Here is a 26,744-nt window from a genome sequence, read left to right as displayed (position 1 = left end):
GCGTTAACTTCGAAGCAGCTTTGGACTGACGAACAACACCAGCTTGCCGCGGCGGTAAGCCACGTCACCCCAATCCTTGACGTCAAAGTCGAAGATCGCAAGCCCCGACGTGGGCAGGTTGTCGGCGAGCGCCTTGGCGGCGGCCGGATCGCCGCCGCCCGTCAGCATCAGGGCGATCTCGTGCATGCCCGGATTGTGGCCGACCAGCAGCAATTGCCTCGGATCAGCCGGAATGGTTGCAGTGCGAATGGATTCCAGGATCTGGGCGGGATCGGCGGCGTAGAGTTCCGGCAGGACCTCGACCTGCGGCGCGGCGACGCGGTCCTTCATGGTCTCCCAAGCAATGTCCCAGGTCTGCCGGGCCCGGACAGCATGCGATACCAGTACGGCCTCGGGAAAGGGGGGATGGCAGGCCATCCAGTCGCCGATCTCGGCGGCATCCTTGTGGCCGCGGTCGTCGAGGCGGCGATCCTGGTCACGGCCGCTCGGCGCGTCGGTCTCGGTCTTGGCGTGACGCAGCAGCATCAAACGGCGCATGGCACTCTCGAATCGTTACGCGTCCAGAATAATCTACAGGTGCCGCTTGAGGGCAAGGTGACAAGGGCCTGCACAGTCCTCTAAAGCGCGATGAGATTAGGACAAATCCCCATCGCGCTTTAAATTTTTGTTATGAGCATGATCTTTTCGGAAAACCGCTGCACACTTTTCCGGATCATGCTCTAAGAAACGACATGAGCGAGACTTTCACAAGCGTGTCCCAGGAAGAAGCCGGCTTTCGTGAACGCGCGCGACTGTCGTTCGATCTCGACGCCGACATCTGCGTGATCGGGGCGGGGCTTGCAGGGCTCTCCATTGCGCTCGAGGCGGCCCGGCTGGGCGCCAGCGTCGCGGTGCTCGAGGGCCGCCACATCGGCTGGAACGCTTCCGGCAATCAACTCGGCACCGTGATGCCGGGCTTCGCGCTGCCGCTCGCCGAGCTGATCGAGCGCATCGGCTTCGAGGACGCGCGGGAATTGTGGACGCTGTCGAAAGAGGGCGCCGAGTTTGTCCGGGCCAATGCCACGGAAGAGAACATGCCCGGGATCGGCCCGACCGACGGCGTGCTCGAGGTCTCCAACGTCGATGCCGGCGACCGGCTGATCAGCCGCTTGCAGATGTTGAACGAGGATTTCGACACCGAGGCCGAGGGCTGGCAAGTCGATCGCGTCCGCGAGGTGCTCAAGACCGATCACTACTTCCATGGCGTGTATTATCCAAAGGCGTTCCAGGTCGACGGCCGCAAATATGTGCACGGCCTCGCGGCGCTGGCGCGGCGGGCGGGGGCGCGCATCTTCGAGGATACGCCGGTCGTCAGCATCGATCATTCCGGCATCCGCAAGCGCATCGTCACGCCCTCGGCGCGGCTGCGCGCCACCCATATCGTGCTCGCCGGCAACATCCATCTCGGTGCGCCGTTGCGGCGCCTGTCGGAAACGCTGCTGCCGGTCTGGCGCTATGCCGGCATCACCGCGCCGCTCGGCGAGCGCCTGCACGAGATCATCGCCTTCAAAGGACCGGTGATGGATTCCGACGGCGTCGACCATTTCCGGATCGTCGAGGGCGACCGCCTGATGTGGGAGAGCCCGGAGACCACCTGGGCGGCGCGACCGCAACGCTTTGCGGGCGCCGTCAGGCGGCGGATCCGGTCCATCTTTCCCCAACTCGGCAATGTCGAAATCACCGAAATGTTCGGCGGCGCCACCGGCCAGACCGTGCATGGCATGCCGCAGATCGGCCAGTTGCGCAAAGGCCTGTGGGTGGCCAGCGGGTTCGGCCGCCAGGGCATGAACACCTCGGCCATGGCCGGGCAGATGATCGCCCGCAGCATCCTGTGGGGCGACGAGCGCTGGAAGCTGTTCTCGCCGTTCGAGCTGGTCTGGGCGGGTGGAACGACGGGGCGCGTCGCCGGGCAACTGGTCGGAATCTGGGGCAGGGCGAGTTCCGCCGCCGCAGGCTCGCTTGCCCGCTATCGCGAGCGTGCCAGGGTCAAGGACCGGGAACGCGAGGCGCGGCTGGCCGAAGCCAACCGGGCCGCCGGGACCGGTCCGCGCCGTCCGCTGCCCGGGGTTCGGCCCCGGCCGGCCCCACCGCCGAAGCCGGTGGCGGAAGCCGTGGAACCGGTCCCGCAGGACGACGGCGCCTCGCGATAAGGTGAGAAAAACTCCGCCCGGAAGTGTAACGTCGGCCGTGAGAGCCCGTATCTCAGGGCGTAGACGCTCCCGCATGGAGAATGAGATGTTTGACCGCCGCATCCTGTTGACGACTGTCGCCGGCCTGTTCGGCCTTGCGGCCTTCCGCTGGCTCAGAGCATCGCCCGCGGAGGCTGGAGAGAAAGCCGCGCAGAAATTCGAGATCGACAAGACGGACGCCGAATGGCGTGCCCAGCTCACGCCGCAGCAATATGAGATCCTGCGCAAGGAAGGCACCGAGCGGCCGGGCTCCAGCCCGCTGCTCAAGGAGCATCGCAAGGGCATCTTCGCCTGCGCCGGCTGCGACCTGCCGCTGTTTGCGTCCGACACCAAATTCGAGAGCGGCACGGGATGGCCGAGCTTTTACCAGCCGATCGAGGGCAATGTCGGCAAGACCGAGGATCGCACATTTGGCATGCTCCGCACCGAGGTGCATTGCCGGCGCTGCGGCGGCCATCTCGGGCACGTCTTCGACGATGGTCCGAAGCCGACCGGATTGCGCTACTGCATCGACGGTTTCGGGCTGGTCTTCCATCCCGCGGCTGCGTCGGCGACGTAAGGCGTCGCTGGAGCATTCCGGAGCGATGCATGAGCATCGAATTATGGTGCGCAATTGCGCACCTGAGAATCTCGAGATTCCGGGTTCGGTCTTGTGGACCGCCCCGGAATGACAGGCAAGTACCGGCAATTGTTGCCGGTACCGGCAATTGTGCCCCGGTCATCAGACTGGGGCTTTTTCGTTAAGCCATTGATTTCATGAGAAAACCCGCATTGGCATAGCCCTTGCGACAGTCTCCTTCGACTGCGGCCATGGTCGACCGGCCGCCGAGATCGGATCTGGAGACAAAGTTATGGGTATCTTCGATGCAATGAACACCTCGGTGGGTGGCCTGCAGGCGCAGTCCTACGCGTTGCAGAACATTTCCGGCAACATCGCGAACTCATCGACCACCGGCTACAAGGGCATCGGCACCAGCTTCGTCGATCTCATTCCGGACGCCTCAGTGCCGAGCAAGCAGGTCGCCGGCGGCGTGACCGCCAACGCCAAGGCCACCATCACCACGCAGGGTACGATCTCGGGCTCCAGCGTCGCCACCAACATGGCGATCACCGGCGACGGCTTCTTCTCGATCCAGAAGGCGACCGGCGTCGTCGACAACGTTCCGGTGTTCAGCGGCGTCACCTATTACACCCGCCGCGGCGACTTCCAGCTCAATGCCAACGGCAACCTGGTCAATGGCGCCGGCTATTATCTGATGGGCACCACGGTCGACCCCAAGACGGGCAACCCGACCGGCAACGTCGCGACCGTCCTGAAATTCCAGAACAACTTCATCCCGGCGCAGGCGACGACCTCGATCCAGTACGCGGCGAACCTGCCGAGCGTGCCGAACACGGCGGCAAGCTCCACCGCAGCGAGCAAGACGCTGCTGGCAGCCGGCGGCCTGAACCCGTCGGATTTCGCCGCCAACCCGCTGATCGTCGGCACGCCGCCCCCGCCTTATGTGAACGCGACGGTCTCCGGCGGCGCCGCTACCGGCAATCTGCGCTCGGCCTACACGTCGACGACGGTGACTGGCTCGGTGGCGCTGCTGAACAGCGCCTCGGCAGTAGCGAACAGCGGCACGTCCCTCGACCCCACTGCTGTCCCGCATCTCGCTGCCTCGCTGGCTGGCCAGACGCTGTCCATCAACAATGGCGGTGGCGTCTATACGATCAGCTTCGACAACACCATTACGGGCATCACCACGACCGCCACCGGCACCGTGATCGGCGTGAAAAACGGCACCACGAACACCGTCAACGATATCCTGACTGCGATCGCAACAGCCGGAGGCGCCGGCAACGGCGTCACCGCGCTGGTCAACACGAGCGGTAACATCCAGATCTCTGGCGGCGTTAATGTCGATCTCGCGATCAGCGGTAACGCGGCCACCACGCTCGGCCTCAGCAACGTGACGCGCGGGGGCAACGTGTTGTCCTCGCCTCCGATCACCGGCAACACGCTGCTCAGTGGCGCTGCCACGGCCGGCAGTTCGGAAGTTCTTTCATCGGGCTTCTCTGCGGGCCCCCCCGCCGATACCATCACCGTGAACGGTCAGGTGCTGACTTTCGTCTCCGCGGCCGGTCCAATTGCCAACCCGAATCAGATCAGCGTCACTGACGACGTCTCGGTCTTGCTTCAGAAGATCGACTTTCTCAGCGGCACCTCGGGCTCATCGATCACTAACGGTGTGATCACGCTGAATACCGGTATCGCCAGCCCCGCCCTGCAGGTGTCCAGCAGCAACACCAGTGCCTTCGCCGCGCTTGGATTCACGTCGGCCATCAACAAGCCCCGCGGCGGCGGCGGCACCGCTGGCACCGGCACCGTGATCGGCAACGACATCGCCACCTTCACCAAGGAATCGATCAGCGGCGGTGCAGTCACCGCCTACAACGCCGCGGGCACGCCGGTGAACCTGCAAATGCGCTGGGCCAAGACCGACAGCGCCTCGCTGGGCAACGGGCATACCGATAGCTGGAACCTGTTCTACCAGACCGATCCGAGTGCGACCGGCACGGCGGTCGGCTGGGCCAACACCGGACAGACGTTCACCTTCGCGGCCGACGGCTCGCTGGCCTCGCCCAGCGGCTCGGGCATCACCATCAACAATGTCAGCGTCGGCGGTCAGTCGCTCGGTGCGCTCTCCTTCAACATCTCCTCGGGCGGGCTGACGCAATATGCCAGCACCAGCGGCGCGGTGACCATCAACACCATCACCCAGAACGGCTATGCCGCGGGCCAGCTCCGCTCGGTCTCGGTCAACAACAGCGGTCTCGTGGTCGGCACCTTCTCGAACGGCCAGAACCTCGACCTCGCCCAAGTGACGTTGTCGCACTTCAACGGCACCAACTACCTCAAGGCGCTCGACGGCGGTGCTTACGCTTCGACTGAGCAGTCGGGACCCGCGATCGACGGCGCTTCGGGCTCGATCAGCGGCTCGTCGCTGGAAGGCTCGAACACCGACATCGCCGACGAGTTCACCAAGCTGATCGTGACCCAGCAGGCCTACTCGGCCAACACCAAAGTGATCACGACGGCGAATTCGATGGTGCAGGACCTCTTGAACGTGTTGCGCTGATCCGCGCGTGACGTAACCAAAGGCGGCAAGTCAACATGGGTTTGAGTTCAGCCCTCGCCAGTGCGATGAGCGGTCTGCGTGCCAACCAGGCCGCGCTCTCGATCGTGTCCTCGAACGTCGCGAATTCGCAGACGCCGGGTTACATCGTCCAGACGCCGAACCAGATCGAGGTCACCACCGGCGACTTCGGCTCAACGGTGATGACGACCGGCGTCAGCCGCGAGCTCGACACCTATGTGCAGAACCAGCTGCGCACCGAGACCGGTGGCAGCGGCTATGCCGACCAGATGGCCAACATCCTGAAGCAGCTTCAGAATGTCTACGGCACGCCAGGCAATAGCGGCACGCTTGAAACAGCCCTGAACAATTTCACCACTTCGCTGCAGGCGCTGTCGACCAACGCGGGCTCGTCGTCGGCGCAGACGGTTGCGCTTGGCGCCGCGCAGGGGCTGGCCCAACAGCTCAACCTGACCACCAGGGGCATCCAGTCGCTGCGTGCCAACGTCGAGCAGGATCTCGGGACCTCGGGGCAGCAAGCCAACGCGGCGATGCAGAAGATCGCCGACATCAACACCAAGCTCCAGGGCCTCTCGGCGAACGATCCGTCCGCGGCGACACTGATGGACCAGCGCGATCAGGCCATCAACACGCTGTCGAAATTTGTCGACGTCCGCGTCACCACCGACGGCTCCAACCAGGCTAACATCTACACCACCACCGGCTTCCAGCTGGTCGGCGCCGGGCTCGCCTCGCAATTCTCCTTTGCCTCCGCCGGCGCGCTGACGGCGACCTCGCTCTACAACAGCGATCCGAGCAAGTCCGGCGTCGGCGCATTTAACCTCAAGCTGCCGAACGGCTCGCAGATCGACGCCGTCGCCAACAACGTGGTCTCGTCCGGCCAGATCGCCGCCGATCTCAAGCTGCGCGACCAGACGCTGGTGCAGGCGCAGACCCAGATCGACCAGCTCGCCGCCACGATGTCGAGCGCGCTGTCCGACAAGACCACGGCCGGCAGCACTGTCTCCGGCCCGCCGGCCGGGTTCGACCTCGACCTTTCCGGCGCGCAACCGGGCAACACGGTCAACATCACCTACACGGACACGGTGACCAACACCCAGCGCCAGGTCACGCTCGTCAACGTGACCGATCCGGCGGCGCTGCCGCTTCCGAACGCCACCAACGCCAACCCGTTTCAGATCGGCGTGAATTTCTCCGGCGGCATAAGTGGGATCGCGGCGACGCTCAACACCGCGCTCTCAGGCGCGCATCTGTCCTTCTCCGCGGCCCCATCGCCGGCGACCGCGACGACGCTGCGCGTCACAGATGACAACAGCGGCGTCGCCAAGGTCAATTCGGCCTCGACCACCAGGACGATTTCGTCGCTGACCTCGGGCAGTCCGCAACTGCCGCTGTTCACCGACGGCGGCCAGGCGCTCTACACCGGCGCGATCACGGCGTCGGGCTCGCAGATGACCGGCCTCGCCGGACGCATCGCGGTGAACACGCAGCTCGCCGCCGATCCGACCAGGCTCTCGGTCTACAGCACCTCGCCGGTGACACCCACCGGCGACACCAAGCGCTCGGACTATCTCTATTCGCAGCTCACCTCGGCGGTGTTCTCCTATTCGCCGCAATCCGGTCTGGGCTCGGCGAGCCAGCCCTTCACCGGCAGCGTCTCGAACTACCTGCAGCAGTTCCTGAGTGTCCAGGGCAACGCCGCGACCCAGGCAACCGCGCTCCAGCAGGGCCAGAGCGTCGTGGTCTCGACGCTCCAGGCGAAATTCAACTCGACCTCCAGCGTCAACCTGGACTCGGAGATGTCGAACCTGATCCAGCTTCAGAACGCCTATGCCGCCAACGCCCATGTCATGTCGGTGGTGCAGGGCATGATGAACACGCTGCTCCAGGCTCAAGTGTAACAAGTAACAGGGCTCTGAAACATGTCGATCAGCAGCATCAATTACTCCTCGTCGGTTCTCGGCTCGCAGATCCGCAATATCAACCAGCAGCTCACCGACCTGTCGACGCAGCTCTCGACCGGGAAGCTGTCGCAGAACTATTCCGGGATGGGCACCAACGAGGGCTTTGCGATCGCCGGGCGCGCGCAGATCTCCAACATCGCCGCCTATACCGACACGATGACCAACGTCAACGTCAGCATCAACCTCGCCAATACGGCTTTGCAGTCGCTGACCACGATTCGCAACACGGTGCAGACGGGCTCGGCCAACACCGCGCAGGATCTCAACGTCAACGGCCAGACGGTTGCGCAGAACACTGCGGCTGCGCAATTCGGCTCGATGGTCGGCGTTCTCAACACGCAGTCGGGCAACCGCTATCTGTTCTCCGGAACCGCCTTCAACACGCCGTCGGTCGCGAATGCCGGCGACATCATCAACGGCACCACGACGCAGGCGGGCTTCAAGACCGTCATGGCAGAGCGCCAGGCCGCTGACCTCGGCGCCAACGGCATGGGCCGGCTGGTGCTGGCGGCGCCACAACCGACGCCGAGCTCGGTGAAGGTCTCTGAGGACGCCGCCGTATCGCCATTCGGCCTGAAGATCGCCGCAGTCTCCTCGACGCTGACCGGCGCGACGGTCACCGGCCCGAGCGGCTCGCCGGTGTCGTTCTCGGTCGACCTCAACGGCGTCAATCCGAAGAACGGCGACAAGCTTAGCGTCCAGTTCACGCTGCCCGATGGTTCCACCGAGCAGATCGAGCTGACGGCGTCCAGCGCGACACCGACGCCCGTCGGCAGCTTTGCGATCGACCCCGGTAACCCCAAAGTCGTTCCGGTCGTTCCTCCGGACCCGAACATTACGGCGACGAACCTCAACACCGCGCTGAACACCGCGATCAAGAAGCTTGCCGGCACCTCGCTGGTGGCGGCGTCCGCTGTCACGGCGGGCGACAATTTCTTCAACACGGCGGGATCCGCCACCGCGAATGTGGCGGCCACCGGCAATCTGCGCTCCTATACCTCGACGACCGGGACGGGCTCGGTCGCGTTGCAGGACAGCGCATTGGCGATTGCGTCTACGACCACGTCGCTCGATCCTTCGGCGACACCCCATCTCAACGGAGCCATTCTCACCGCGCTCGCCAACGCTCCGACCGGTACCACCCTGACCATCACCGGCGCGAGCGGCGCCCACACGATCACCTTCGACCCTACCGTCACCACCGTCACGACGGCCAGCGGCAATACCACGATCGGATTGGCTTCGGGCAGCGCCGCGAAGGTGTCTGATATCTTGAATGCAATCGCGACGGCCGCCGGCATCCCCGCCGCCAACGTGACTCTGAGCGCCGGCGGCAATATCCAGATCGCGACCGGCACGGGCGCCGACGTGGCGGTTACCGGCGGCGCGGCGGCCACGGCGCTCGGTCTCAGCAGCGTGACGCGCGGCAGCGTGGCGTCGACGCCTCAGATCACCGGTTCAACTGTGCTGAGCGGCACTGCGACCGCGGGCGGCCCGGAAGTCCTCTCAACGGCGTTCCAGGCGGGGTCGGCGGGTCCGCCTGCCGTTAACCCCGATACGATCACGGTGAACGGTCAGACACTGACCTTTGTCGCCTCGGGCGCCGCCGGCCCAAACCAGATCAACATTACCGACAACATCACAACTCTGCTTGGCAAGATCGATCAGATCACCGGCACCACGAAGCCGTCGACCATCCATGGCGGCGTGATCACGATCAACACGGACGATCCCGGGAGCCTCAACATCACGAGCTCGAACAGCACGGCGTTCTCGGCGCTCGGCTTCACGACCTCCCCGGTCACGGCGGCAAAGGCTCCGCTGCGCGTCGGCTCTTCCCCCCTCGGCTCGGCGACGACGCTGGTGAACGGCTCGGCCACCACCGTGCAATGGTACCTGGGCAATGACGGCCCCGGCTCGCCGCGCTCCACCGCAATGGCCCGGGTCGACGATTCCGTCACGGTGCAGTATGGCGCGCAGGCGAACGAGGACGCGATCCGCAAGGAGCTGCAGGCGGTCGCCGTGTTCGGGACGTTCTCGACCTCGCCGACCGGGCAGTATTCAGGCGGGCAGGTCGCCGCGCTGAGCGTGCGGGTGACGCAGGCCCTGACCAAGCAGCCCGGCCAGCAGAGCATCGAGGACATCCAGACCGACCTCGCGATGGCCCAAAACACGATGAAGGACGCAGGCACGCGCCAGACCCAGGCCAAGGCGCAGCTCCAGACCATCATCGACCAGGCGGAATCGGCCTCGCCGGACCAGGTCGCGAGCGAGATCCTGTCGCTCCAGAACGCGCTGCAGGCGTCCTACCAGGTGACCTCGAACCTCTCGCAGCTCTCGCTCGTCAAGTTCCTGTAAGGATGCGTTAAGGCCCCGTTAACCATGCCTCTTTACCTCTTGGTGAGGATTGGAGCGAGGCGGAGCCGTCAATGTCGGACAAGATGCAGCTGGTGGTGGCGACGCCCTGTTTCGGCGGGCAGGTGTCGAGCATCTACGCGAGCTCGATCTTCGCGCTCCAGCGCGCCGTGCATGGCGTGCCCAATCTCGAGCTCACGGTGCTGCTGCGCGATGGAGACGCGCTGATCACGCGCGCGCGGGCCAATCTGGCCGCGATGTTCCTGGACGATCCCAAGGCGACGCATTTCCTGTTCATCGATGCAGATATCGGGTTCAAGCCCGAGCAGGTGTTCCGGCTGATCGAGTGCGGCGCGGACGTCGTCGCGGGCTGCTATCCGATCAAGCGGGTCAACTGGGACAAGGCGAAGCGGGCATTCGAGGCCGGCCGCACCGACGTGCCGGCCGCCTCGCTCGACTACGTGCTCGAAATCGAAGACCCCGACCGCATTGTCGTGGTCAACGGCTTTACGCCCGTGCGCTACGCCGGCACCGGCTTCCTGATGATCCGGCGCCACGTGCTGGAAACGATGTGCCGCCATCCGGACTATGCGGCCCTGCAATTCTTCCGCGAGCATTCGCACGATACCCTGGCGGGGAGCCAGAACCGGTTTGCCTTGTTCGAATGCACGATCGATGCGGCGACCGGCACCTATCTGTCCGAGGACTTCGCCTTCTGCAAGCGCTGGACGGACATCGGCGGCGAGATTTGGGCCGATATCGAGAGCTCGCTCGATCACGTCGGACCGTCGGTGTTCCACGGCGACATCACCTCGCAATTCGCAGCGGCGCCCGCGGCGGCGGCCGATGCGGCGTGAGCCTTTCGGGATGAGCGCCGGCGCATCCCGTCTGTCAGCCAGCGAGCGCGCGTCCGACGGCGGCTCGCGCTATCGCCTGCGCGACCTCTTCACACCGCTGGATACGCTGCTCGCCTCCGGCGGAGATCCGCGGCTGGCGCTCGATCCGAACGACCGTGTCAACGCCTATGGTTGCGCGGCTTCGCCGGAGCCGGAGCTCTGGAATTTTGCTTCCTCGACTGCGTCGACGATCTCGCAGATGGCCTACGACTGCGCTGCGCTGGCGCGCGAAGAGCTGATGCGCAAATGTTTGTTCGACGAGGTCGAAATCGCCTTCGACGCCCGCTGCGAGGACATGCGCGAGGAGCTACGCGGCCACCTTGCGCTCTCGTCGCGCATCGACGTCGTGTTCTCGCCGTCCGGCACGGACTCCCAGCTTCACGCCCTGTTCGTGGCCCGCGCGGTGCTCGGCGGGGCGCCGGTGACGATCGTGGTCGGCGCCGACCAGACCGGCAGCGGAACGCCGCATACTGCACGCGGCCACCATTTCAGCACGATGACAGCAGGCGGCATTGTCGTGCGCAAGGACGGCGCGGTGACGGGGCTGGCCGGCGATAGCATTGCGGTGCCGCTGATCGACATGGTGGCCGGCATTGCGATGCGTACCGATGCCGATGCCGCGGTGCTGCGCGCGGTCGAGACCAGCCTCGCGCAAGGCCGCCGCGTTTTGTTGCAGATCATGGATTCGTCAAAACTCGGTTGGCGCGCCCCAAGCGAGGCCTGTCTCGATGAGATCGCGCGGCGCTGGCCGCGCAAGGTTCAAATGGTCGTCGATGCCTGTCAGGCGCGCATCGGCCGCCGGCGGCTGCGCGCCTATCTCGACCGCGGTTACATGGTGCTGATCACCGGCTCGAAATTCTTCGGCGGACCTGCCTTCAGCGGTGCGCTGCTGCTGCCGAAAGGCCTGTCGCGGTCGATCGACCGGATTGGCGGGATCGCGCCTGGCATCTTCGACTATGCCGGCCGCTGCGACTGGCCGGTGGCGTGGACGACGCTACGCTCGCGCTTCGAGCGCCGGCCGAATTTCGGTCAATGGCTGCGCTGGGAGGCCGCGTTGGCCGAGATCGGCAGCTACTACGCCGTGCCCGGGGCTTTCCGCGCCAGAATGCTGGCCGAGCTTGCAGTCGGCATCGACAGCATGATCGCGTTGTCGCCGTCGCTTCGTGCCGTTCCCGCTGCGATCGAGAAGTCCGTCGCGGACGACGAAGAATTCGCGCAAGCCACGATCTTTCCGTTCACGCTGCTGCGCGGCGGCAAGCCGGTCTCGATCGCCGAGACCAGCGCCGTGCATCGGGCGCTGGCGCGCGACATGGCCGAGGAGATCAGCGGCAGCGCGGCGGATCGGCAAGTAGCCGCCCAGCGCTGTCTCGTCGGCCAGCCGGTCCGACTGGAGCGGCAGGACGGCGCGCCGCAGGCCGTGTTGCGCCTCTGCGTCGGCGCACGATTGGTGACCGAGGCATGGACGCCGGATACGATGCAGGCGCAACGCAATCTGCAACACGTTCTCGATCGCATCGCCCATGTGCTGGTGAAGATCGAGTTATTGCTTGACCGTGGCGCGGTCGTGGCCGCGCCGGCAAAGTCCGCGTTCGAGGTGTGAGATGCAACATCCAGTTTCCGCGCCGAGCGGCGTGACCGCGCCGAACCATGCCGATCGCATCGGCTTTGCCCAGTTGACGCGCCGCGCCTTCGAGGGCGGCGACCTGCATCCGTTGCGCGAGCGGCTGCTGGCGCGGATCGAGGAGGGGACGGCCGAGGCCGGCGAAGGCCTCGATCTCTCGCTGATTGCCCAGCTTCTCGGCGAGAAGGAGGCCGGGCTGGTGATCCAGACCGAGGTGCTCTCCTTCCACCAATTGTTTCGTACGCCTTGCGCTGCTCCAAAACCCCGGCTGCGCGTGCTCGCGCTCGCCGCTGATATCGACATGGGCGGCAACACGCCGATCGATTTCCTGCTTGAAGACTCCGACATCGAGCTGTTGACGCTCTACGTGGTCAAGGGCATCGGCCTGCCGGAGACTCTGCCCGAGCACGACGTCGCTATCGTGATCGCATCCGATTCCGAGGAGTGCCGAGAGGCGCTCGCGCTGATCGAGAAGGCCGCGCCACACTGGCCGCGACCGCTGCTCAATCGTCCCGATCTCATCGGCAATCTCGATCGCGACAAGCTGTATCGTCTGCTGGCAGGCGTGCCCGGCCTCGACATTCCCGTGACCGCGCCCGCGACGCGCGCGCAATTGTCGGAGCTTTCGCAAGGCAAGATCGTTTGCGAGGAGATCACGGGCGAACTGCGCTTTCCGATGATCGTGCGGCCGCGCGGTACGCATGCCGGCGTCGGTCTCGCGAAGCTCGACGATGCTGGGGCGCTCGCTGCCTATCTCGCCGAGCGACAGGAGCAGGACTTCTTCGTCGCACGTTTCGTCGACTATGCGAGTCCGGACGGGCTCTACCGCAAATACCGTCTCGCCATGGTCGACGGCAAACCCTATGCCTGTCACATGGCGATCGCCGATCGCTGGGACATCTGGTATCTCAACGCCTTCATGGCGTTCAGCGAGGAGAAGCGGGCCGAGGAAGCCGCCTTCATGCTTGAATTCGACCATGCATTCGCGGCGCGCCACAAAATCGCGCTCGACGAAATGAGCAGGCGCGTCGGTCTCGATTACTTCATCGTCGATTGCGCCGAGAACCAGAAGCGCGAGCTGCTGGTGTTCGAAGCCGACAACACCGCCGTCGTGCACAACATGGATCCGCCGGCCGTGTTTCCGTACAAGCCGCCGCAGATGCGCAAGATCTTCGCGGCATTCACGGCGATGTTGTCGCGGCACGCAAGAGCGGGTGAGGAGAGTGCAGCATGAACGAGATCATCCGCAACACCCAAAGCTCTGTCACGCACACTTCGCTCGATCCGCAGGACTGGAGCGAATTTCGCGCGCTCGCCCATCGCATGCTTGACGAGACGATCGATGGCATCGCCAACATTCGCGCGCGTCCGGTGTGGCAGCCGATCCCCGACGGCGTTCGCGCGGCATTCAAGGCCGACGTGCCGCGGGAGGCAAGCGATCTCGCCGACGTCTATCGCGACTTCTCCGAACATGTTGCGCCCTATGCGACCGGCAACGTCCATGCCGGTTTCATGGGCTGGGTGCATGGCGGCGGCACCGCGGTCGGCGTGGTCGCGGAAATGCTCGCGGCAGGCCTCAACGCCAATCTCGGCGGGCGCGACCACATGCCGATCGAGGTGGAGCGCCAGGTCGTCGACTGGATGCGCCGCCTGTTCGCCTTCCCGGAAAGCGCGAGCGGCATCTTCGTCACGGGCACGTCGATGGCGAATCTGATGGCAGTGCTGGTGGCACGTACGAGCGCGCTCGGCACGCTGGCGCGGCAGTACGGCATCGGCAATGACGGTGCGCTTCTCACCGCCTATACATCGCAGGCCGCGCATGGCTGCGTCTCGAGGGCGATGGACATCGCCGGGCTCGGCACCGATGCACTGCGCAAGGTCGGCGTCGATGCCGATCATCGCATGGACGTTGCCGCGCTGCGTGCGCAGATCGCGATCGATCGCGATGTCGGCTTCAAGCCCTTCCTCGTCGTTGCCTCCGCAGGTACGGTCGACATCGGCGCGGTCGACGATCTCAAGGCGATCGCAGAACTGTGCCGCGAAGAAGGAATTTGGTTTCACGTCGACGGCGCCTTCGGTGCGCTCGCGATCTTCTCGCCCGAGCTTGCGCCGCTGCTCGGCGGCATCGAGCTTGCGGATTCCATTGCGCTCGACTTCCACAAATGGGGGCAGGTGCCTTACGACGCCGGCTTCCTGCTGGTGCGGGACAGCGAGCAGCACCGGCAGGCCTTTGCGCAGCCGGCGGCCTATCTGCGCCGCGAGGCGAGGGGGCTTGCGGCGGGCGCGGTCTGGCCCTGCGATCTCGGCCCCGATCTGTCGCGTGGCTTCCGCGCGCTGAAGACATGGTTCACGCTGAAGACGTTCGGCACAAATCGGCTCGGTGCGGTGATCGCGCGAAGCTGCGCGCTGGCGAAATATCTGGAGACGCGCGTTCTCGCCGAGCCGCGGCTGGAATTGCTGGCACCGGTCAATCTCAACATCGTCTGCTTCCGTTACCGCGCTGCCGACGAGGTCAATCGCGAGATCGTCGCCGACATCCAGGAGTCCGGTATCGCGGCGCCGTCGAGCACGACGCTCGACGGCAGGTTTGCGATCCGCGCCGCGATCGTCAATCACCGTACCGAGGAGAGCGATATCGACGCGCTGGTCGCGGCCGTGCTGGAATTCGGCGGACGACGGAGCGGGGGAGTGATCGAGGTTGAAGCGCCGCCGCTCGCGGCACAGTGATAGCGGATCCTTCAAAACAAAACCGCCCCGGACCTGGTCCGGGGCGGTTTTGTTTTGGGTGTCGCGAAGTGCTCAGGCGGCCGAGCTGACGTCGCTCTTGGGATGACTGGCTTCGTACTGGTCGCGCAGCTTGTCTTCATAAGCGATCAGCTTGCGAGCCTCCTTGAGCGCCCGGTAGAGGTCGCCGCTCATGATGTTGTTGTTGATGCCCTCGATGATCGGCCAGGAGCTCGGCACCGCGGTGACAATGTCACGCACGAGGTTGAAATAGGTGCCGTGCTGGGTCTGCGGGTCCGGCGAGATGTACATGAGCTGCACCGCCAGATAGACGAGCTTGGCCGGCGTATCGGCGGTCTCCGGCGTGAGGATGTCGCGCTCGCGCAGGATCGGCACATTCTCGCCGTCGATCAGGAGCCGCGCGCGCTGGTCCGTGTTGGTGATCACGGAATTGCCGACGATGATGCGTTCGTGTGGTTTGAGCTCGACCTTGAGAGCCATGCCTGTTCTCCATCAACCCTTTTGTAACGAGCCTCGTGCGTGCCCCCGCTGACGGCTGCCGGCTCTGATTTGGGTCCGATCCTTGCTCAATGTGGTTAACGGGTTGTAAACGCCGGCCGTCGTCGCGGGAACATGAATGATTTCAATGCGTTGATTCCATCGAAATTTCGGACTGGGGATTTCGGACCGGGCTTCGAAGGCGCGACGCAGACAAACCCGGAGTTTCATTTCACGGATTGTTAGAGGCTTGGACGCAACCGTCCGCCGGTCGTTTGATCAATTTCGGTCAGACAGGACGCGTAGCTACCAGAAAGGTAACAGTATGTCCGGTATCGTTCTCTCCTCCTCGGTTCGCCAGAACCTGCTCTCCCTCCAGTCCACCGCCGATCTGCTCGCCACCACCCAGTCCCGTTTGTCGACTGGCAAGAAGGTGAACTCGGCGCTCGACAACCCCACCAACTTCTTCACGGCGCAGTCGCTCGACAACCGCGCCAGCGACATCAACAATCTGCTCGATGGTATTGCCAACGGCGTGCAGGTGCTGCAGGCCGCCAACACCGGCATCACCTCGCTCCAGAAGCTGCTGGACTCTGCCAAGTCGATCGCCAACCAGGCGCTCCAGACAACGGTCGGCTATTCGACCAAGTCGAACGTCTCGACCACGATCGCGGGCGCGACTTCTTCCGACCTGCGCGGTACCACGACCTACACCAGCGCGACCGCGCAATCCAACGTGCTGTTCTCCGGCGCTGCCGGCGGCGTCACGGCGGCGACCGGGACGACTACGCTTGGCGGTACGGCCGCTGCCTATATCGGAACCGCTGCGGTCAACGACAACAACGGCGGCGGTGCGGCGGCCATCACCACGAGCACGCTGCTCTACGGCGACGGTTCGACTGCTGCAAAGAGCGGTCTGGGCCTGATTGGCGTCACCCAGTTCACCGACGGCACGACTCTTACCGTCGACGGCCACAGCATCACCTTCAAGTCCGGCGATGCGCCGGGCGTCACGGGGTCCACCAATAGCCTGCCGACCGGCTACGGCGTGGATAGCGGTGGTACCGGCAGCGTCGCGACTGACGGCAGTGGCAACTCGATTATCTATCTCGGCAGCGATACGACCAACTCGACCGCGACGGTCGGCGACATCCTGAAGGCGGTCGACCTTGCGGCGGGCACCCGCGGTGCCACGATCGCGGCCGGCGTTGCCACCATCAACGCCAACAACACCAGCCAGACCGCGGCTTCCATCACCGGCGGCAAGATCACGCTGGACAGCTCGACCGGCGCCGATCTCAGCGTCACCGGCAAGGCGGACGTGTTGAAGGCGCTCGGTCTGACCACCGCGACCGGCTCCGGCAACACCACCATCGGTGCGGCCCGCACAACCGTCTCGACCGGCCTTGGTTCGCTGATCACCGACGGTTCGACCCTGAACGTCAACGGCAAGACCATCACGTTCAAGAACGGCGGTACGCCGGCTGCGGCCAACGTGCCGACCGGCTCTGGCGTCACCGGCAACGTCGTCACCGACGGCAGCGGCAACTCGACCGTGTACCTCAACAAGGGCACCGTCGCCGACATCCTGACCGCGGTCGACCTCGCCACCGGCGTGCAGAGCGCGGCCAACGCCAGCGGTGCGGCGACGCTGACCACCGCAGCCGGCCAGACCGCGTCCTCCCTGGTCGCCGGTTCGCTGCACGTCTCGACCGGCGCCAACTCGGACCTGTCGATCACCGGCACGGGCAATGCGCTGTCCTCGCTCGGCCTGACCGGTGCGACCGGCACCGGCACCGCCTTCACGGCAAGCCGTTCTGCGGCGTCGGGCGGCGTTTCGGGCAAGACCTTGACCTTCTCCGCCTTCAACGGCGGCACGGCGGTCAACGTCACCTTCGGCGACGGCACTGGCGGCACGGTCAAGACGCTCGATCAGCTCAACACGGCTCTTCAGGCCAACAACCTGTCGGCCACGATCGACGCCAACGGTAGGCTGACGGTTTCGGCGACCAACGACTTTGCGTCGTCGACGATCGGATCTGCCGCTGCTGGCGGTACCATCGGCGGCACGCTCACCACGGCGCTGACCTTCTCGAACGCGACTGCGCCGGTTGCGGATGCTGTTGCCCAGGCCACCCGTACCAACCTGGTGTCCCAGTACAACAACATCCTGACGCAGATCGACACGACCTCGCTGGACGCTTCGTTCAACGGCGTCAACCTGCTCAACGGCGACCAGCTCAAGCTGGTGTTCGACGAGACCGGCAAGTCCAACCTCAACATCACCGGCGTGACCTTCAACTCGAAGGGCCTGGGTCTGGCCGGCCTGGTGCAGGGAACCGACTTTATCGACAACTCCGCGACCAACAAGGTGCTCACCAATCTGAACTCGGCCTCGAGCACTCTGCGGTCGGAAGCTTCGACCCTCGGTTCGAACCTCTCCATCGTGCAGGTGCGTCAGGACTTCAACAAGAACCTGATCAACGTGCTGCAGACCGGTTCGTCCAACCTGACGCTGGCCGACACCAACGAGGAAGCGGCCAACAGCCAGGCGCTGTCGACCCGTCAGTCGATCGCGGTCTCCGCGCTGTCGCTGGCCAACCAGTCGCAGCAGAGCGTGCTCCAGCTGCTCCGCTAATAGCGGCTGACATCGCAATCAAGTCATGGCGGCGGGGCTTCGGCCCCGCCGTTTTCTTTTGCGCGGTCCGATCGAGCAGTGGTCCGGCTGCACTGAAAAAGTAACTGTTGGTTATGGTTAACGGGGAGCAAACGCCGCAAAAAGGCGAGGAGTTTCAGATCGATCGTCGCCGATCTCGGCGTGCGTCCGCAGCCTTATGGTGAACCGGCGCTTACGCTGCGGGAACGGGTTTCACCTTTTGTTAGCCATGTCCCCTCAGGCTGTGCGCGTCACTCGATCCGAAGCGATCGAACGAAGACGCGTAAACCAGAAGGGTAAGAGTTATGTCCGGTATTGTTCTCTCTGCGTCGGTTCGCCAGAACCTGCTCTCGCTCCAGTCCACCGCCGACCTCCTCGCCACCACCCAGTCCCGTTTGTCGACTGGCAAGAAGGTGAACTCGGCGCTCGACAACCCCACCAACTTCTTCACGGCACAGTCGCTCGACAACCGCGCCAGCGACATCAACAATCTGCTCGATGGCATTGCCAACGGCGTGCAGGTGCTCCAGGCCGCCAACACCGGCATCACCTCGCTGTCGAAGTTGCTCGACTCCGCCAAGTCGATCGCTAACCAGGCGCTGCAGACCACCGTCGGCTACTCCAGCAAGTCGAACGTCTCGACCACGATTGCGGGTGCGACCGCTTCCGATCTGCGCGGCACCACGACCTACACCAGTGCGACCGCGCAATCCAACGTGCTGTTCTCCGGCGCTGCCGGCGGCGCCACGGCGGCAACCGGTACGACCACGCTCGGCGGTACGGCCGCTGCCTATGTCGGAACCACCGCGGTCAACGACAACAACGGCGGCGGTGCGGCGGCCATCACCACGAGCACGCTGCTCTACGGTGACGGTTCGACTGCTGCAAAGAGCGGTCTGGGCCTGATTGGCGTCACCCAGTTCACCGACGGCACGACCCTCACCGTCGACGGCCACTCCATCACCTTCAAGTCCGGTGATGCGCCGGGCGTCACGGGGTCCACCAACAGCCTGCCGACCGGCTACGGCTTGGATAGCGGTGGTACCAGCAGCGTCGCGACTGACGGCAGTGGCAACTCGATTATCTATCTCGGCAGCAATGCGACGAACTCGACCGCGACGGTCGGCGACGTCCTGAAGGCGATCGATCTTGCGGCAGGCACCCGCGGTGCCACGATCGCGGCCGGCGTTGCCACCATCAACGCCAACAACACCAGCCAGACCGCGGCTTCCATCACCGCCGGCAAGATCACGCTGGACAGCTCGACCGGCGCCGATCTCAGCGTCATCGGCAAGGCTGACCTGTTGAAGGCGCTCGGGCTGACCACCGCGACCGGCTCCGGCAACGCGACCCTGACGGCCGCCCGAACAACCATCTCGACCAGCCTTGGTTCGCTGATCACCGACGGATCGACCCTGAACGTCAACGGCAAGACCATCACGTTCAAGAACGGCGGCACGCCGCTTGCGGCCAACGTGCCGACGGGATCCGGCGTCACCGGTAACGTCGTCACCGACGGCAGCGGCAACTCGATCGTTTACCTGAACAAGGGCACCGTCGCCGACATCCTGAGCGCGGTCGATCTCGCCACCGGCGTGCAGGCAGCAACCATCGCTTCGGGTGCCGCGACCTTGGCGACGGCCAGTGGCCAGACCGCGTCCTCGCTTGTTGCCGGTTCGCTCCACATCTCGACTGGCGCGAACTCGGATCTGTCGATCACCGGCTCGGGCAATGCCTTGTCCGTGCTCGGCCTCACCGGCTCCACCGGCACCGGCACGGCCTTCTCGGCGAGCCGCTCGGCGTCGGCCGGCGGCGTCTCGGGCAAGACCTTGACCTTCGCCTCCTTCAACGGCGGCACGGCGGTCAACGTCACCTTCGGCGACGGCACCGGTGGCACGGTCAAGACGCTCGATCAGCTCAACACGGCGCTTCAGGCCGACAACCTGGCCGCCACGATCGACGCCAACGGCCTGCTCACGGTCTCCGCGATCAACGACTACGCATCCTCGACGATCGGATCGGCTGTCGCTGGCGGCGCAATCGGCGGCACGATCACGACGGCCCTGACCTGGACCAACGCGACCGCGCCGACGGTCGATGCTGTTGCCCAGGCGAGCCGTTCCAACCTGGTGTCGCAGTACAACAACATCCTGTCGCAGATCGACACGACCTCGGTCGACTCGTCCTTCAACGGCGTGAACCTGCTGAACGGCGATCAGCTCAAGCTGGTGTTCGACGAGACCGCGAAGTCGAGCCTGAGCATCACCGGTGTGACCTTCAACTCGAAGGGGCTGGGTCTGGCCTCGCTGGTACGGGGCACCGACTTCATCGACAACGCGGCGACCAACCGGGTGCTCACCAGTCTCAACGCGGCCTCGAGCACGCTACGCTCGCAAGCCTCGACCCTCGGTTCGAATCTGTCGGTGGTGCAGGTGCGTCAGGACTTCAACAAGAACCTGATCAACGTGCTCCAGACCGGCTCGTCCAACCTGACGCTGGCCGACACCAACGAGGAAGCGGCCAACAGCCAGGCGTTGTCGACCCGCCAGTCGATCGCGGTCTCCGCGCTGTCGCTGGCCAACACCTCGCAGCAGAGCGTGCTTCAGCTGCTCCGTTAATAAGCAACTGAAATCACAAGATAAATATGGCGGCGGGGCTTCGGCTCCGCCGCTTTTTTGCGTGTGCGGAGACCGTGCAGAACGTGCAGCCGGGGCCGGGGAGGGGGCGCTAACTCGGCATTAACCGTATCCCTTAAACCGTCGTTAACCATACTTTAAAGGACAGCCCCTAAAAGTGGACAAAAGCCCGCTTTCCAGATCGCGAGCCCCGATTCGTACCCGGTTCAAGAGGAAGACCAGCCAATGTCCAACATCGTTCTCTCGGCGTCCGTTCGCCAGAACCTGTTGTCACTGCAGTCGACGGCCGACCTGCTGGCCACGACACAGCAGCGCCTCTCAACCGGCAAGAAGGTCAACACGGCGCTCGACAACCCCACCAACTTCTTCACCGCGCAAGGGTTGGACAACCGGGCGAGCGACATCAGCAACCTGCTCGACGGCATCAACAACGGTGTGCAGGTGCTGCAGGCCGCCAACACCGGCATCACCTCGCTGCAAAAGCTGATCGACAGCGCCAAGTCGATCGCGAACCAGGCGCTGCAGACCACGGTCGGCTATTCGACCAAGTCGAACATCACGACGACGATTCCGGGCGCGACGCCGGCGGATCTGCGCGGCACCACGAGCTACACCTACGCCACCGCAACCGGCAACGTCGTCACCGACGGTACTGCTGGCGGTACGACTCCGATTACGGGCACGACCACGCTCGGCGGCATTTCGCAATCCCTGACGGGGCTTGCCGCTCCCGACGGTGTCCCCACTCCGGCAAGCCTTGCTGCAAACCTCACCCTTCTCGGTCCGTCCAGCGCGAGCACCATTGCGGCCAATGGTGCACCGACGGACGGCGATGTCGTGATCGTCGACGGCAAGACCATCACCTTCAGGGCCGGCGCTGCACCTGCGGCGGCCAGCGTTCCCGCCGGTTCCGGCAGGAACAACAACGTTGTCACCGACGGCAATGGCAATTCCACCGTTTACCTCGGGACAAGCGCCGTCCCGGCTGCAAAAGTCCAGGACGTGATGGACGCGATCGATCTCGCGACCGGCGTGCAAAAGGCAGCCATCACCGGCGGCACCGCGACATTATCGCTCTCGTCGGGCGCCGTCGCCTCCATCGCCGGCGGCCAGCTTACCCTCACCACCGGCACGGGCGCCGACCTCAGCATCACCGGCAAGGCCGACTTCCTCAAGGCGCTTGGCCTTACGACCGCGACCGGCTCCGGCAATGTCAATGTGAGCAAGGCGCGTCTGACGAGCCCCACGACGCTGGGCACGCTCATCAATGACGGCTCCACGCTGAACGTTGATGGCAAGACCGTCTCGTTCAAGAACGCTGCGGTTCCTGCTGCCGCTCCGACGGGCTCCACCAAGATCGGCAACATCGTAACCGACAACAACGGCAACTCCGTCGTCTATCTCCAGGGCGCCAGCGTTCAGGATTCGCTGAACGCGATCGACCTGGCGTCGGGTGCCGGCATCGTCAGCGGCGCCGCCGTGGTTGCGGCCAGCGGTTCGTCTCTGTCCACCGTCGTCAACGGCGCGCTCAAGCTCAGCACCGGCACCACGGCGGATCTGTCGATCACGGGAACCGGCAATGCGTTGTCCTCGTTCGGACTGACCGGTCCGACCGGCACCGGCACGGCCTTCACCGCGGGCCGCGCGCCCGGAGCGGGCAGCATCTCGGGCAAGACCTTGACCTTTACCTCGTTCAACGGCGGCACGCCGGTCAACGTGACCTTTGGCGATGGCACCAACGGGACTGTCAAGACGCTTGATCAACTGAACTCTCAGCTGCAGGCGAACCACCTGACGGCGACGATCGACGCCAACGGCGTGCTCACGATCACCACCGTCAACGAGTATGCCTCTTCGACGCTGGGCTCGATAACTGCCGGGGGCGCGGTCGCCGGCACCATCACGGGTGTGATCGCTTTCACGACCGCCCAGCCGCCGATCCAGGATCCGGTCGCGCAGACGGCGCGCTCAAACCTGGTCAACCAGTTCAACAACATCCTGGCGCAGATCGATACGACGTCGCAGGATGCCTCATTCAACGGCGTGAACCTGCTCAACGGCGACACGCTGAAGCTGATCTTCAACGAGACCGGCAGCTCCACGCTCGGCATCAACGGCGTGGTCTTCAACGCGGCGGGCCTCGGCCTCAGCAACCTCGTCAACGGTATCGACTTCATCGACAACGGCGCCACCAACAGGGTGCTGACCAGCCTGAACGCGGCCTCGAGTACGCTGCGCTCGGAAGGTTCTGCGCTCGGCTCCAACCTGTCGATCGTGCAGGTGCGTCAGGACTTCTCCAAGAACCTGATCAACGTTCTGCAGACCGGCTCGTCCAACCTGACGCTCGCCGACACCAACGAGGAAGCGGCCAACAGCCAGGCGCTGTCGACCCGCCAGTCGATCGCGGTGTCCGCGCTGTCGCTGGCCAATCAGTCGCAACAGAGCGTGCTGCAGCTGCTCCGCTAATTTCGCGGCGCAAGCTCGCTCATCGATTTCGCGGCGGGGCTAAGGCTCCGCCGTTCATTTTACGGAGATCGCTAAGGCAGGATTAGCTGAGATCGACGCACACCGCGCGTGACGTGTTTACAGCGTGCACATGCGCGTCTAGCTTCACGATGACGAAGAACTCCGAGACCCGTAATAATCCGGAGTGCTTCCAAGCACACATGTAAGCAAATCTTAAGCGGTGCTGCCTAGGGTCGGGAAAGAAATCCTTAAGCGCGTTCAACGGGCTAGGTAACCTCCAGGGTGTGATTGATGTCGAATTCCGCTGCCTCGGCCTACGCGCGTGTTGCAACGACCACCGCATCTCCTCGCGACATCGAAGCGCAGACCCTGCTCAAGGCCGCGAACAAGCTTCAGGATGCGATCAACAGCGCCGAGCCGTTCAGCGAGCAGACCACGCAGGCCCTGATGTTCAATCGCAAGCTCTGGACGATCTTTCTGGGCGAGGCCATGCGCGAGAACAATCCGCAGCCGATCGAGGTCCGGCAGAAGATCGCCAACATCAGCGTGTTCGTGCTGAGCCAGACCGCCGCGCTGCAGATGAGCCCGCAGTTCGATCACTTCCGTCCTCTGATCGAGATCAACCGCAATATCGCCGCTGGTCTGTCCGGCCGTCCGTGATCAAGGACGGTCGTTTAGCCTCGGCAATACTAAGTTCATGCTGATGGATAGCGGCAAGGCGCAGATCAACAACGTCGTCACCGGTCCACCGACCGGTTCGAGCGATCTCGATGTTGCCGTTGCGAGGCTCGACGCCTGATGGTCAGGCGCTGCGGTCCGTGCTGGCCGGACGCGAGGGCTCGGATTTCAAATCCTGCGCATGGAAATAGGCCCGCCGGCGCAGCATTGCTTCGTCGGGGAACTGGTTCACCACCGCGTCGGTCCTGTCGTTGACGACCTGGAAGACGAACGACGCCGCCGCCTGGTCGAACACGACCTGGCGTGAGATGTTCTCGTTGCTTCGCAAATCATTGCGTGCAGGCGCGCTCGCATCGCCAGCGGCCACTGTCTGGCTCACGGGCAGATCGGTTTGCACGGCCTCGTTCGCCGCCGCATTCGACGTCGTTACGATCTGCACGGCAACCGGTATCCCCACCGGCCTGATGCTGAAATCTGTACTCATGGCAGCCTCCTGGTTGCCTCACGTGAGTCAAATCCCAACCCCTCTCAATACGCAACCATGGAACACCGGGATTGAACATCCGGTAAGGAAACGTGCCTAACCGCGCGACGATGTTGCCCCGCGGTTTTTCGTAAAATTGTCATTTGTTATTGCGCGCGCTCAGAGCGAGCGGCTGACCGCGAGCGGCGTGATGTGGCGCGGGCCCGGCGTGGCGCGGCGTCCCGCGGCCGTGTAGGTGTTCGGCACGTTGCGCTTCTGGATCTCGGCGTTGACGCCGCGCACGACGCTCTCCGACACCGCGTGAGCGGTTGCGAGCACGGTGAGGTTGACCTGGAGCATCGCGCGGAATGCATCATGGTGCCGATGCAGCGTCGAGAGCAGCTCGGGCGCGGATTTGGCGAGCTGGGCCTGGTTCGCCTTCAACTGGGTGACGGCGCCGACATAGTTTCGCGACAGTTCCTGCTTCTTGCTCTCGAGGGTCATCGCCTCGCGGACTTGGCCGGCACGTACCAGCTCGGTCTCGCGCTCGATCAGGCCGAGCAGGGCACTCATCGCATCCATCAACTGCTCGGCGATCTTGCGCGCCTCGGCGCTGCCGGATGCGGTGTTCGGGCGCTGCGCTTGCACCGGCTGACGCGAGGCGTTGAAGTGGTTCATCTCGTTTGACCTTATGCCGTGCGGATCGTTTTTGCCTGCTGCATGATCAGGGTGCGATAGACGTCGGTGGCGATGCCGACGCCGCCGGCGTTGGCGAAGTTCTTGGAATATTGCTCGGTCAGCATTGAGCGCCACACGCCGGTGCCAGGGGTGTCGCCGAACGGGCCTTCGCCCTTCAGACCCGAGGTCATCTGCGAGAACATGCTGTTGAGGAACATCGCCTCGAAGTCGGTGGCGATCTTCTGCGCCTTGACCTGCTGCTTCGGCGAGACCTTCTGCAGTGCCGCGGCGAGATCGAAGTCCGGGCGGCCGTTGCGGCTCTCCACCGAGAAGGCGGAGCTGGCGACGCGTGCGGTGTTGACCATGCCGGCCTGCATCACATCACCTCGATGTCGGCTTCGATCGCACCGGCGGCCTTGATCGCCTGCAGGATGCTGATGAGATCGCGCGGGCCGATGCCGAGGCCGTTGAGGCCGTCGACGAGCTGCTGAAGCGAGACGCCGTCCTTGACGACGGCGAACTTCTTGCCGTCCTCGGTGACGCTGACGCTGCTGCGCGGCGCGACCACGGTCCGCCCCCGCGACAGCGGGTTGGGCTGGCTGACCTGCGGGCTCTCGGAGATCGTGACGGTGAGGTTGCCCTGTGCGACCGCAACGGTGGCGACGCGGACGTCGCGGCCCATCACGATGATGCCGCTGCGTTCGTCGATGATGATCTTGGCGGCGAGATCCGGATCGACCTGGAGCTGCTCGATCTCGGTGAGAAAGGCGACGACGTTGCCCTTGAACTCCGGTGGGATCGCAAGCTGCACGGTCGATGGGTCGATCGGCTCGGCGGTCTTGACGCCGAGATAGTCGTTGATCGCGGCGGCGATCCGCTTGGCCGTGGTGAAGTCGGCATTGCGCAGCGCAAGACGGACGTTCGGCAGGCGATTGAGCGCGAACTCGATCTCCCGCTCGATGATGGCACCGTTGACGATGCGTCCGACGGTCGGCACGCCACGCACGATTTTCGCCGCCTCACCCTCGGCCTGGAAGCCGGATATCGCGAGCGAGCCCTGTGCGACCGAATAGACGTTGCCGTCGGCACCGAGGAGTGGGGTGACGAGCAGGGTGCCGCCCTGGAGATTCTTGGCGTCGCCGAGCGCGGAGACGGTGACGTCCATGCGCGTGCCCTGGGTGGCGAAGGCCGGCAGATTGCCTGTCACCATCACGGCGGCGACGTTGCCGGTGCGGATGGTGGCGCCGCGGATGTTGACGCCCATGCGCTCGAGCATCGCTTGCAGCGACTGCTTGGTGAAGGGGATGTTGTTGAGGGTGTCACCGGTGCCGTTGAGGCCGACGACGAGGCCATAGCCGATGAGCTGGTTCTGCCGCACGCCTTCGATATTGGCGAGATCCTTGATGCGCGATGTCGCGCTTGCAGAATTGGCCGAGAGCACCAGCGCTGACAGCGCGGCGCAGGCCACCCCCACAAGTCTCACCCAACGAACGCTTGGCATCTTCTGCTCCCCGAGGCTCCTCAAATCAAAGAACCATCACGACACTCCCATGACGAGCTGGTCCGACGCTGTCCTTGCGAGCGCTGTGCCAACTCGGGGCAGCGGGGGTAGGTAGCTGAATAGGTTGAATAAATCTGTTTCGAGCGACCTCAGCCTGTGTTGTCCCTGAGGAGCGAAACTGCCGCCTGTCGGCAGATTTTGCCGGGCTGTTTACGGGCCGTTAACCATAAAACGGCG

19 protein-coding genes are annotated in these 26,744 nt (G+C 64.5%); 13 read left to right on the top strand and 6 right to left on the bottom strand.

From position 1 onward, the window contains the following. Positions 1-3 precede the first annotated feature (3 nt). On the bottom strand, positions 4-537 hold the full coding sequence (locus AC0L3K_RS05085; protein ID WP_354202150.1) for a SixA phosphatase family protein: 534 nt from the start codon (positions 535-537) through the stop codon (positions 4-6). A 194-nt stretch (positions 538-731) separates the two neighbouring features. On the opposite strand from AC0L3K_RS05085, the gene AC0L3K_RS05080 reads away from it, so the two are divergent. The 9 genes from AC0L3K_RS05080 to AC0L3K_RS05040 all read left to right on the top strand — a co-directional run bounded on the left by AC0L3K_RS05080 (position 732) and on the right by AC0L3K_RS05040 (position 14,934). Continuing rightward, the gene (locus AC0L3K_RS05080) at positions 732-2,189 is read left to right on the top strand and encodes an NAD(P)/FAD-dependent oxidoreductase (protein WP_354128028.1); all 1,458 of its coding nucleotides are present in this window, start codon (positions 732-734) and stop codon (positions 2,187-2,189) included. Between the two features lie 85 nt (positions 2,190-2,274). Continuing rightward, positions 2,275-2,787, top strand: a complete 513-nt coding sequence (msrB, locus tag AC0L3K_RS05075) for a peptide-methionine (R)-S-oxide reductase MsrB (RefSeq protein WP_007602094.1) — start codon at positions 2,275-2,277, stop codon at positions 2,785-2,787. Between the two features lie 292 nt (positions 2,788-3,079). Continuing rightward, positions 3,080-5,353, top strand: a complete 2,274-nt coding sequence (locus AC0L3K_RS05070) for a flagellar hook-basal body complex protein (protein ID WP_354128029.1) — start codon at positions 3,080-3,082, stop codon at positions 5,351-5,353. A gap of 35 nt (positions 5,354-5,388) precedes the next feature. Beyond that, positions 5,389-7,272, top strand: a complete 1,884-nt coding sequence (gene flgK / locus AC0L3K_RS05065; RefSeq protein ID WP_354128030.1) for a flagellar hook-associated protein FlgK — start codon at positions 5,389-5,391, stop codon at positions 7,270-7,272. A 21-nt stretch (positions 7,273-7,293) separates the two neighbouring features. Further along, the gene (locus AC0L3K_RS05060) at positions 7,294-9,693 is read left to right on the top strand and encodes a flagellar hook associated protein (protein ID WP_354128031.1); all 2,400 of its coding nucleotides are present in this window, start codon (positions 7,294-7,296) and stop codon (positions 9,691-9,693) included. A gap of 71 nt (positions 9,694-9,764) precedes the next feature. Continuing rightward, positions 9,765-10,547: a hypothetical protein gene (locus AC0L3K_RS05055; protein ID WP_473365503.1), complete on the top strand. Its 783-nt coding sequence runs from the start codon at positions 9,765-9,767 to the stop codon at positions 10,545-10,547. Beyond that, positions 10,537-12,186, top strand: coding sequence for a hypothetical protein (locus AC0L3K_RS05050; RefSeq protein ID WP_473365502.1), 1,650 nt, complete (start codon positions 10,537-10,539; stop codon positions 12,184-12,186). The genes AC0L3K_RS05055 and AC0L3K_RS05050 overlap by 11 nt, the downstream gene beginning before the upstream one ends. A gap of 1 nt (position 12,187) precedes the next feature. Continuing rightward, positions 12,188-13,441: an ATP-grasp domain-containing protein gene (locus AC0L3K_RS05045; RefSeq protein ID WP_354128034.1), complete on the top strand. Its 1,254-nt coding sequence runs from the start codon at positions 12,188-12,190 to the stop codon at positions 13,439-13,441. After that, positions 13,438-14,934 (top strand): pyridoxal phosphate-dependent decarboxylase family protein, encoded by a 1,497-nt coding sequence (locus AC0L3K_RS05040; protein WP_219682793.1) that lies wholly within the window; start codon positions 13,438-13,440, stop codon positions 14,932-14,934. Before AC0L3K_RS05045 ends, AC0L3K_RS05040 begins: the two co-directional genes overlap by 4 nt. A gap of 72 nt (positions 14,935-15,006) precedes the next feature. Here the strand turns inward: AC0L3K_RS05040 and flbT are convergent, their stop codons facing one another. Further along, entirely contained in the window at positions 15,007-15,432 is a 426-nt protein-coding gene (flbT, locus tag AC0L3K_RS05035; protein ID WP_007602109.1) for a flagellar biosynthesis repressor FlbT, read from the bottom strand. Positions 15,433-15,754: 322 nt separating this feature from the next. Here flbT and AC0L3K_RS05030 point away from each other — a divergent pair, with 322 nt between their 5' ends. The 4 genes from AC0L3K_RS05030 to flaF all read left to right on the top strand — a co-directional run bounded on the left by AC0L3K_RS05030 (position 15,755) and on the right by flaF (position 23,847). Beyond that, complete coding sequence (locus tag AC0L3K_RS05030; protein ID WP_354128035.1) at positions 15,755-18,067, top strand: DUF1522 domain-containing protein; 2,313 nt, start codon at positions 15,755-15,757, stop codon at positions 18,065-18,067. Between the two features lie 323 nt (positions 18,068-18,390). After that, positions 18,391-20,703, top strand: coding sequence for a DUF1522 domain-containing protein (locus AC0L3K_RS05025; protein WP_007602111.1), 2,313 nt, complete (start codon positions 18,391-18,393; stop codon positions 20,701-20,703). Between the two features lie 243 nt (positions 20,704-20,946). Then, positions 20,947-23,187 carry a DUF1522 domain-containing protein gene (locus tag AC0L3K_RS05020; RefSeq protein ID WP_007602112.1) on the top strand — a complete coding sequence of 747 codons (2,241 nt, stop codon included), beginning with the start codon at positions 20,947-20,949 and terminating at the stop codon, positions 23,185-23,187. Between the two features lie 291 nt (positions 23,188-23,478). Next, positions 23,479-23,847, top strand: a complete 369-nt coding sequence (flaF, locus tag AC0L3K_RS05015; RefSeq protein WP_007602113.1) for a flagellar biosynthesis regulator FlaF — start codon at positions 23,479-23,481, stop codon at positions 23,845-23,847. 142 nt (positions 23,848-23,989) lie between these two features. Here the strand turns inward: flaF and AC0L3K_RS05010 are convergent, their stop codons facing one another. The 4 genes from AC0L3K_RS05010 to AC0L3K_RS04995 form a co-directional block, all read right to left on the bottom strand. Continuing rightward, a complete protein-coding gene (locus AC0L3K_RS05010) occupies positions 23,990-24,349 on the bottom strand; it encodes a hypothetical protein (protein ID WP_007602114.1) in 360 nt (119 codons plus the stop codon). Between the two features lie 159 nt (positions 24,350-24,508). Next, complete coding sequence (locus AC0L3K_RS05005) at positions 24,509-25,006, bottom strand: hypothetical protein (protein WP_007602115.1); 498 nt, start codon at positions 25,004-25,006, stop codon at positions 24,509-24,511. Positions 25,007-25,017: 11 nt separating this feature from the next. Then, positions 25,018-25,383, bottom strand: coding sequence for a flagellar assembly peptidoglycan hydrolase FlgJ (gene flgJ, locus AC0L3K_RS05000; RefSeq protein WP_007602116.1), 366 nt, complete (start codon positions 25,381-25,383; stop codon positions 25,018-25,020). After that, complete coding sequence (locus tag AC0L3K_RS04995; protein ID WP_219685064.1) at positions 25,383-26,507, bottom strand: flagellar basal body P-ring protein FlgI; 1,125 nt, start codon at positions 26,505-26,507, stop codon at positions 25,383-25,385. Before AC0L3K_RS04995 ends, flgJ begins: the two co-directional genes overlap by 1 nt. Between the last annotated feature and the right edge of the window lie 237 nt (positions 26,508-26,744).

It is taken from the genome of Bradyrhizobium sp. MI1.10 (genome assembly GCF_055811035.1).
This window is presented reverse-complemented; position numbering and strand designations above follow the sequence as displayed.

What these genes read in the sequence shown, in the direction of transcription:
- flaF (WP_007602113.1), top strand. Translation starts at nt 23,479, where the DNA reads ATGTCGAATTCCGCTGCCTCGGCCTACGCGCGTGTTGCAACGACCACC.
- AC0L3K_RS05010 (WP_007602114.1), bottom strand. Translation starts at nt 24,349, where the DNA reads ATGAGTACAGATTTCAGCATCAGGCCGGTGGGGATACCGGTTGCCGTG.
- AC0L3K_RS05060 (WP_354128031.1), top strand. Translation starts at nt 7,294, where the DNA reads ATGTCGATCAGCAGCATCAATTACTCCTCGTCGGTTCTCGGCTCGCAG.
- AC0L3K_RS05040 (WP_219682793.1), top strand. Translation starts at nt 13,438, where the DNA reads ATGAACGAGATCATCCGCAACACCCAAAGCTCTGTCACGCACACTTCG.
- msrB (WP_007602094.1), top strand. Translation starts at nt 2,275, where the DNA reads ATGTTTGACCGCCGCATCCTGTTGACGACTGTCGCCGGCCTGTTCGGC.
- AC0L3K_RS05030 (WP_354128035.1), top strand. Translation starts at nt 15,755, where the DNA reads ATGTCCGGTATCGTTCTCTCCTCCTCGGTTCGCCAGAACCTGCTCTCC.
- AC0L3K_RS05080 (WP_354128028.1), top strand. Translation starts at nt 732, where the DNA reads ATGAGCGAGACTTTCACAAGCGTGTCCCAGGAAGAAGCCGGCTTTCGT.
- flgJ (WP_007602116.1), bottom strand. Translation starts at nt 25,383, where the DNA reads ATGCAGGCCGGCATGGTCAACACCGCACGCGTCGCCAGCTCCGCCTTC.
- AC0L3K_RS05070 (WP_354128029.1), top strand. Translation starts at nt 3,080, where the DNA reads ATGGGTATCTTCGATGCAATGAACACCTCGGTGGGTGGCCTGCAGGCG.
- AC0L3K_RS05005 (WP_007602115.1), bottom strand. Translation starts at nt 25,006, where the DNA reads ATGAACCACTTCAACGCCTCGCGTCAGCCGGTGCAAGCGCAGCGCCCG.
- AC0L3K_RS05025 (WP_007602111.1), top strand. Translation starts at nt 18,391, where the DNA reads ATGTCCGGTATTGTTCTCTCTGCGTCGGTTCGCCAGAACCTGCTCTCG.
- AC0L3K_RS05085 (WP_354202150.1), bottom strand. Translation starts at nt 537, where the DNA reads ATGCGCCGTTTGATGCTGCTGCGTCACGCCAAGACCGAGACCGACGCG.
- AC0L3K_RS05045 (WP_354128034.1), top strand. Translation starts at nt 12,188, where the DNA reads ATGCAACATCCAGTTTCCGCGCCGAGCGGCGTGACCGCGCCGAACCAT.
- AC0L3K_RS05050 (WP_473365502.1), top strand. Translation starts at nt 10,537, where the DNA reads ATGCGGCGTGAGCCTTTCGGGATGAGCGCCGGCGCATCCCGTCTGTCA.
- AC0L3K_RS04995 (WP_219685064.1), bottom strand. Translation starts at nt 26,507, where the DNA reads ATGCCAAGCGTTCGTTGGGTGAGACTTGTGGGGGTGGCCTGCGCCGCG.
- AC0L3K_RS05020 (WP_007602112.1), top strand. Translation starts at nt 20,947, where the DNA reads ATGTCCAACATCGTTCTCTCGGCGTCCGTTCGCCAGAACCTGTTGTCA.
- AC0L3K_RS05055 (WP_473365503.1), top strand. Translation starts at nt 9,765, where the DNA reads ATGTCGGACAAGATGCAGCTGGTGGTGGCGACGCCCTGTTTCGGCGGG.
- flbT (WP_007602109.1), bottom strand. Translation starts at nt 15,432, where the DNA reads ATGGCTCTCAAGGTCGAGCTCAAACCACACGAACGCATCATCGTCGGC.
- flgK (WP_354128030.1), top strand. Translation starts at nt 5,389, where the DNA reads ATGGGTTTGAGTTCAGCCCTCGCCAGTGCGATGAGCGGTCTGCGTGCC.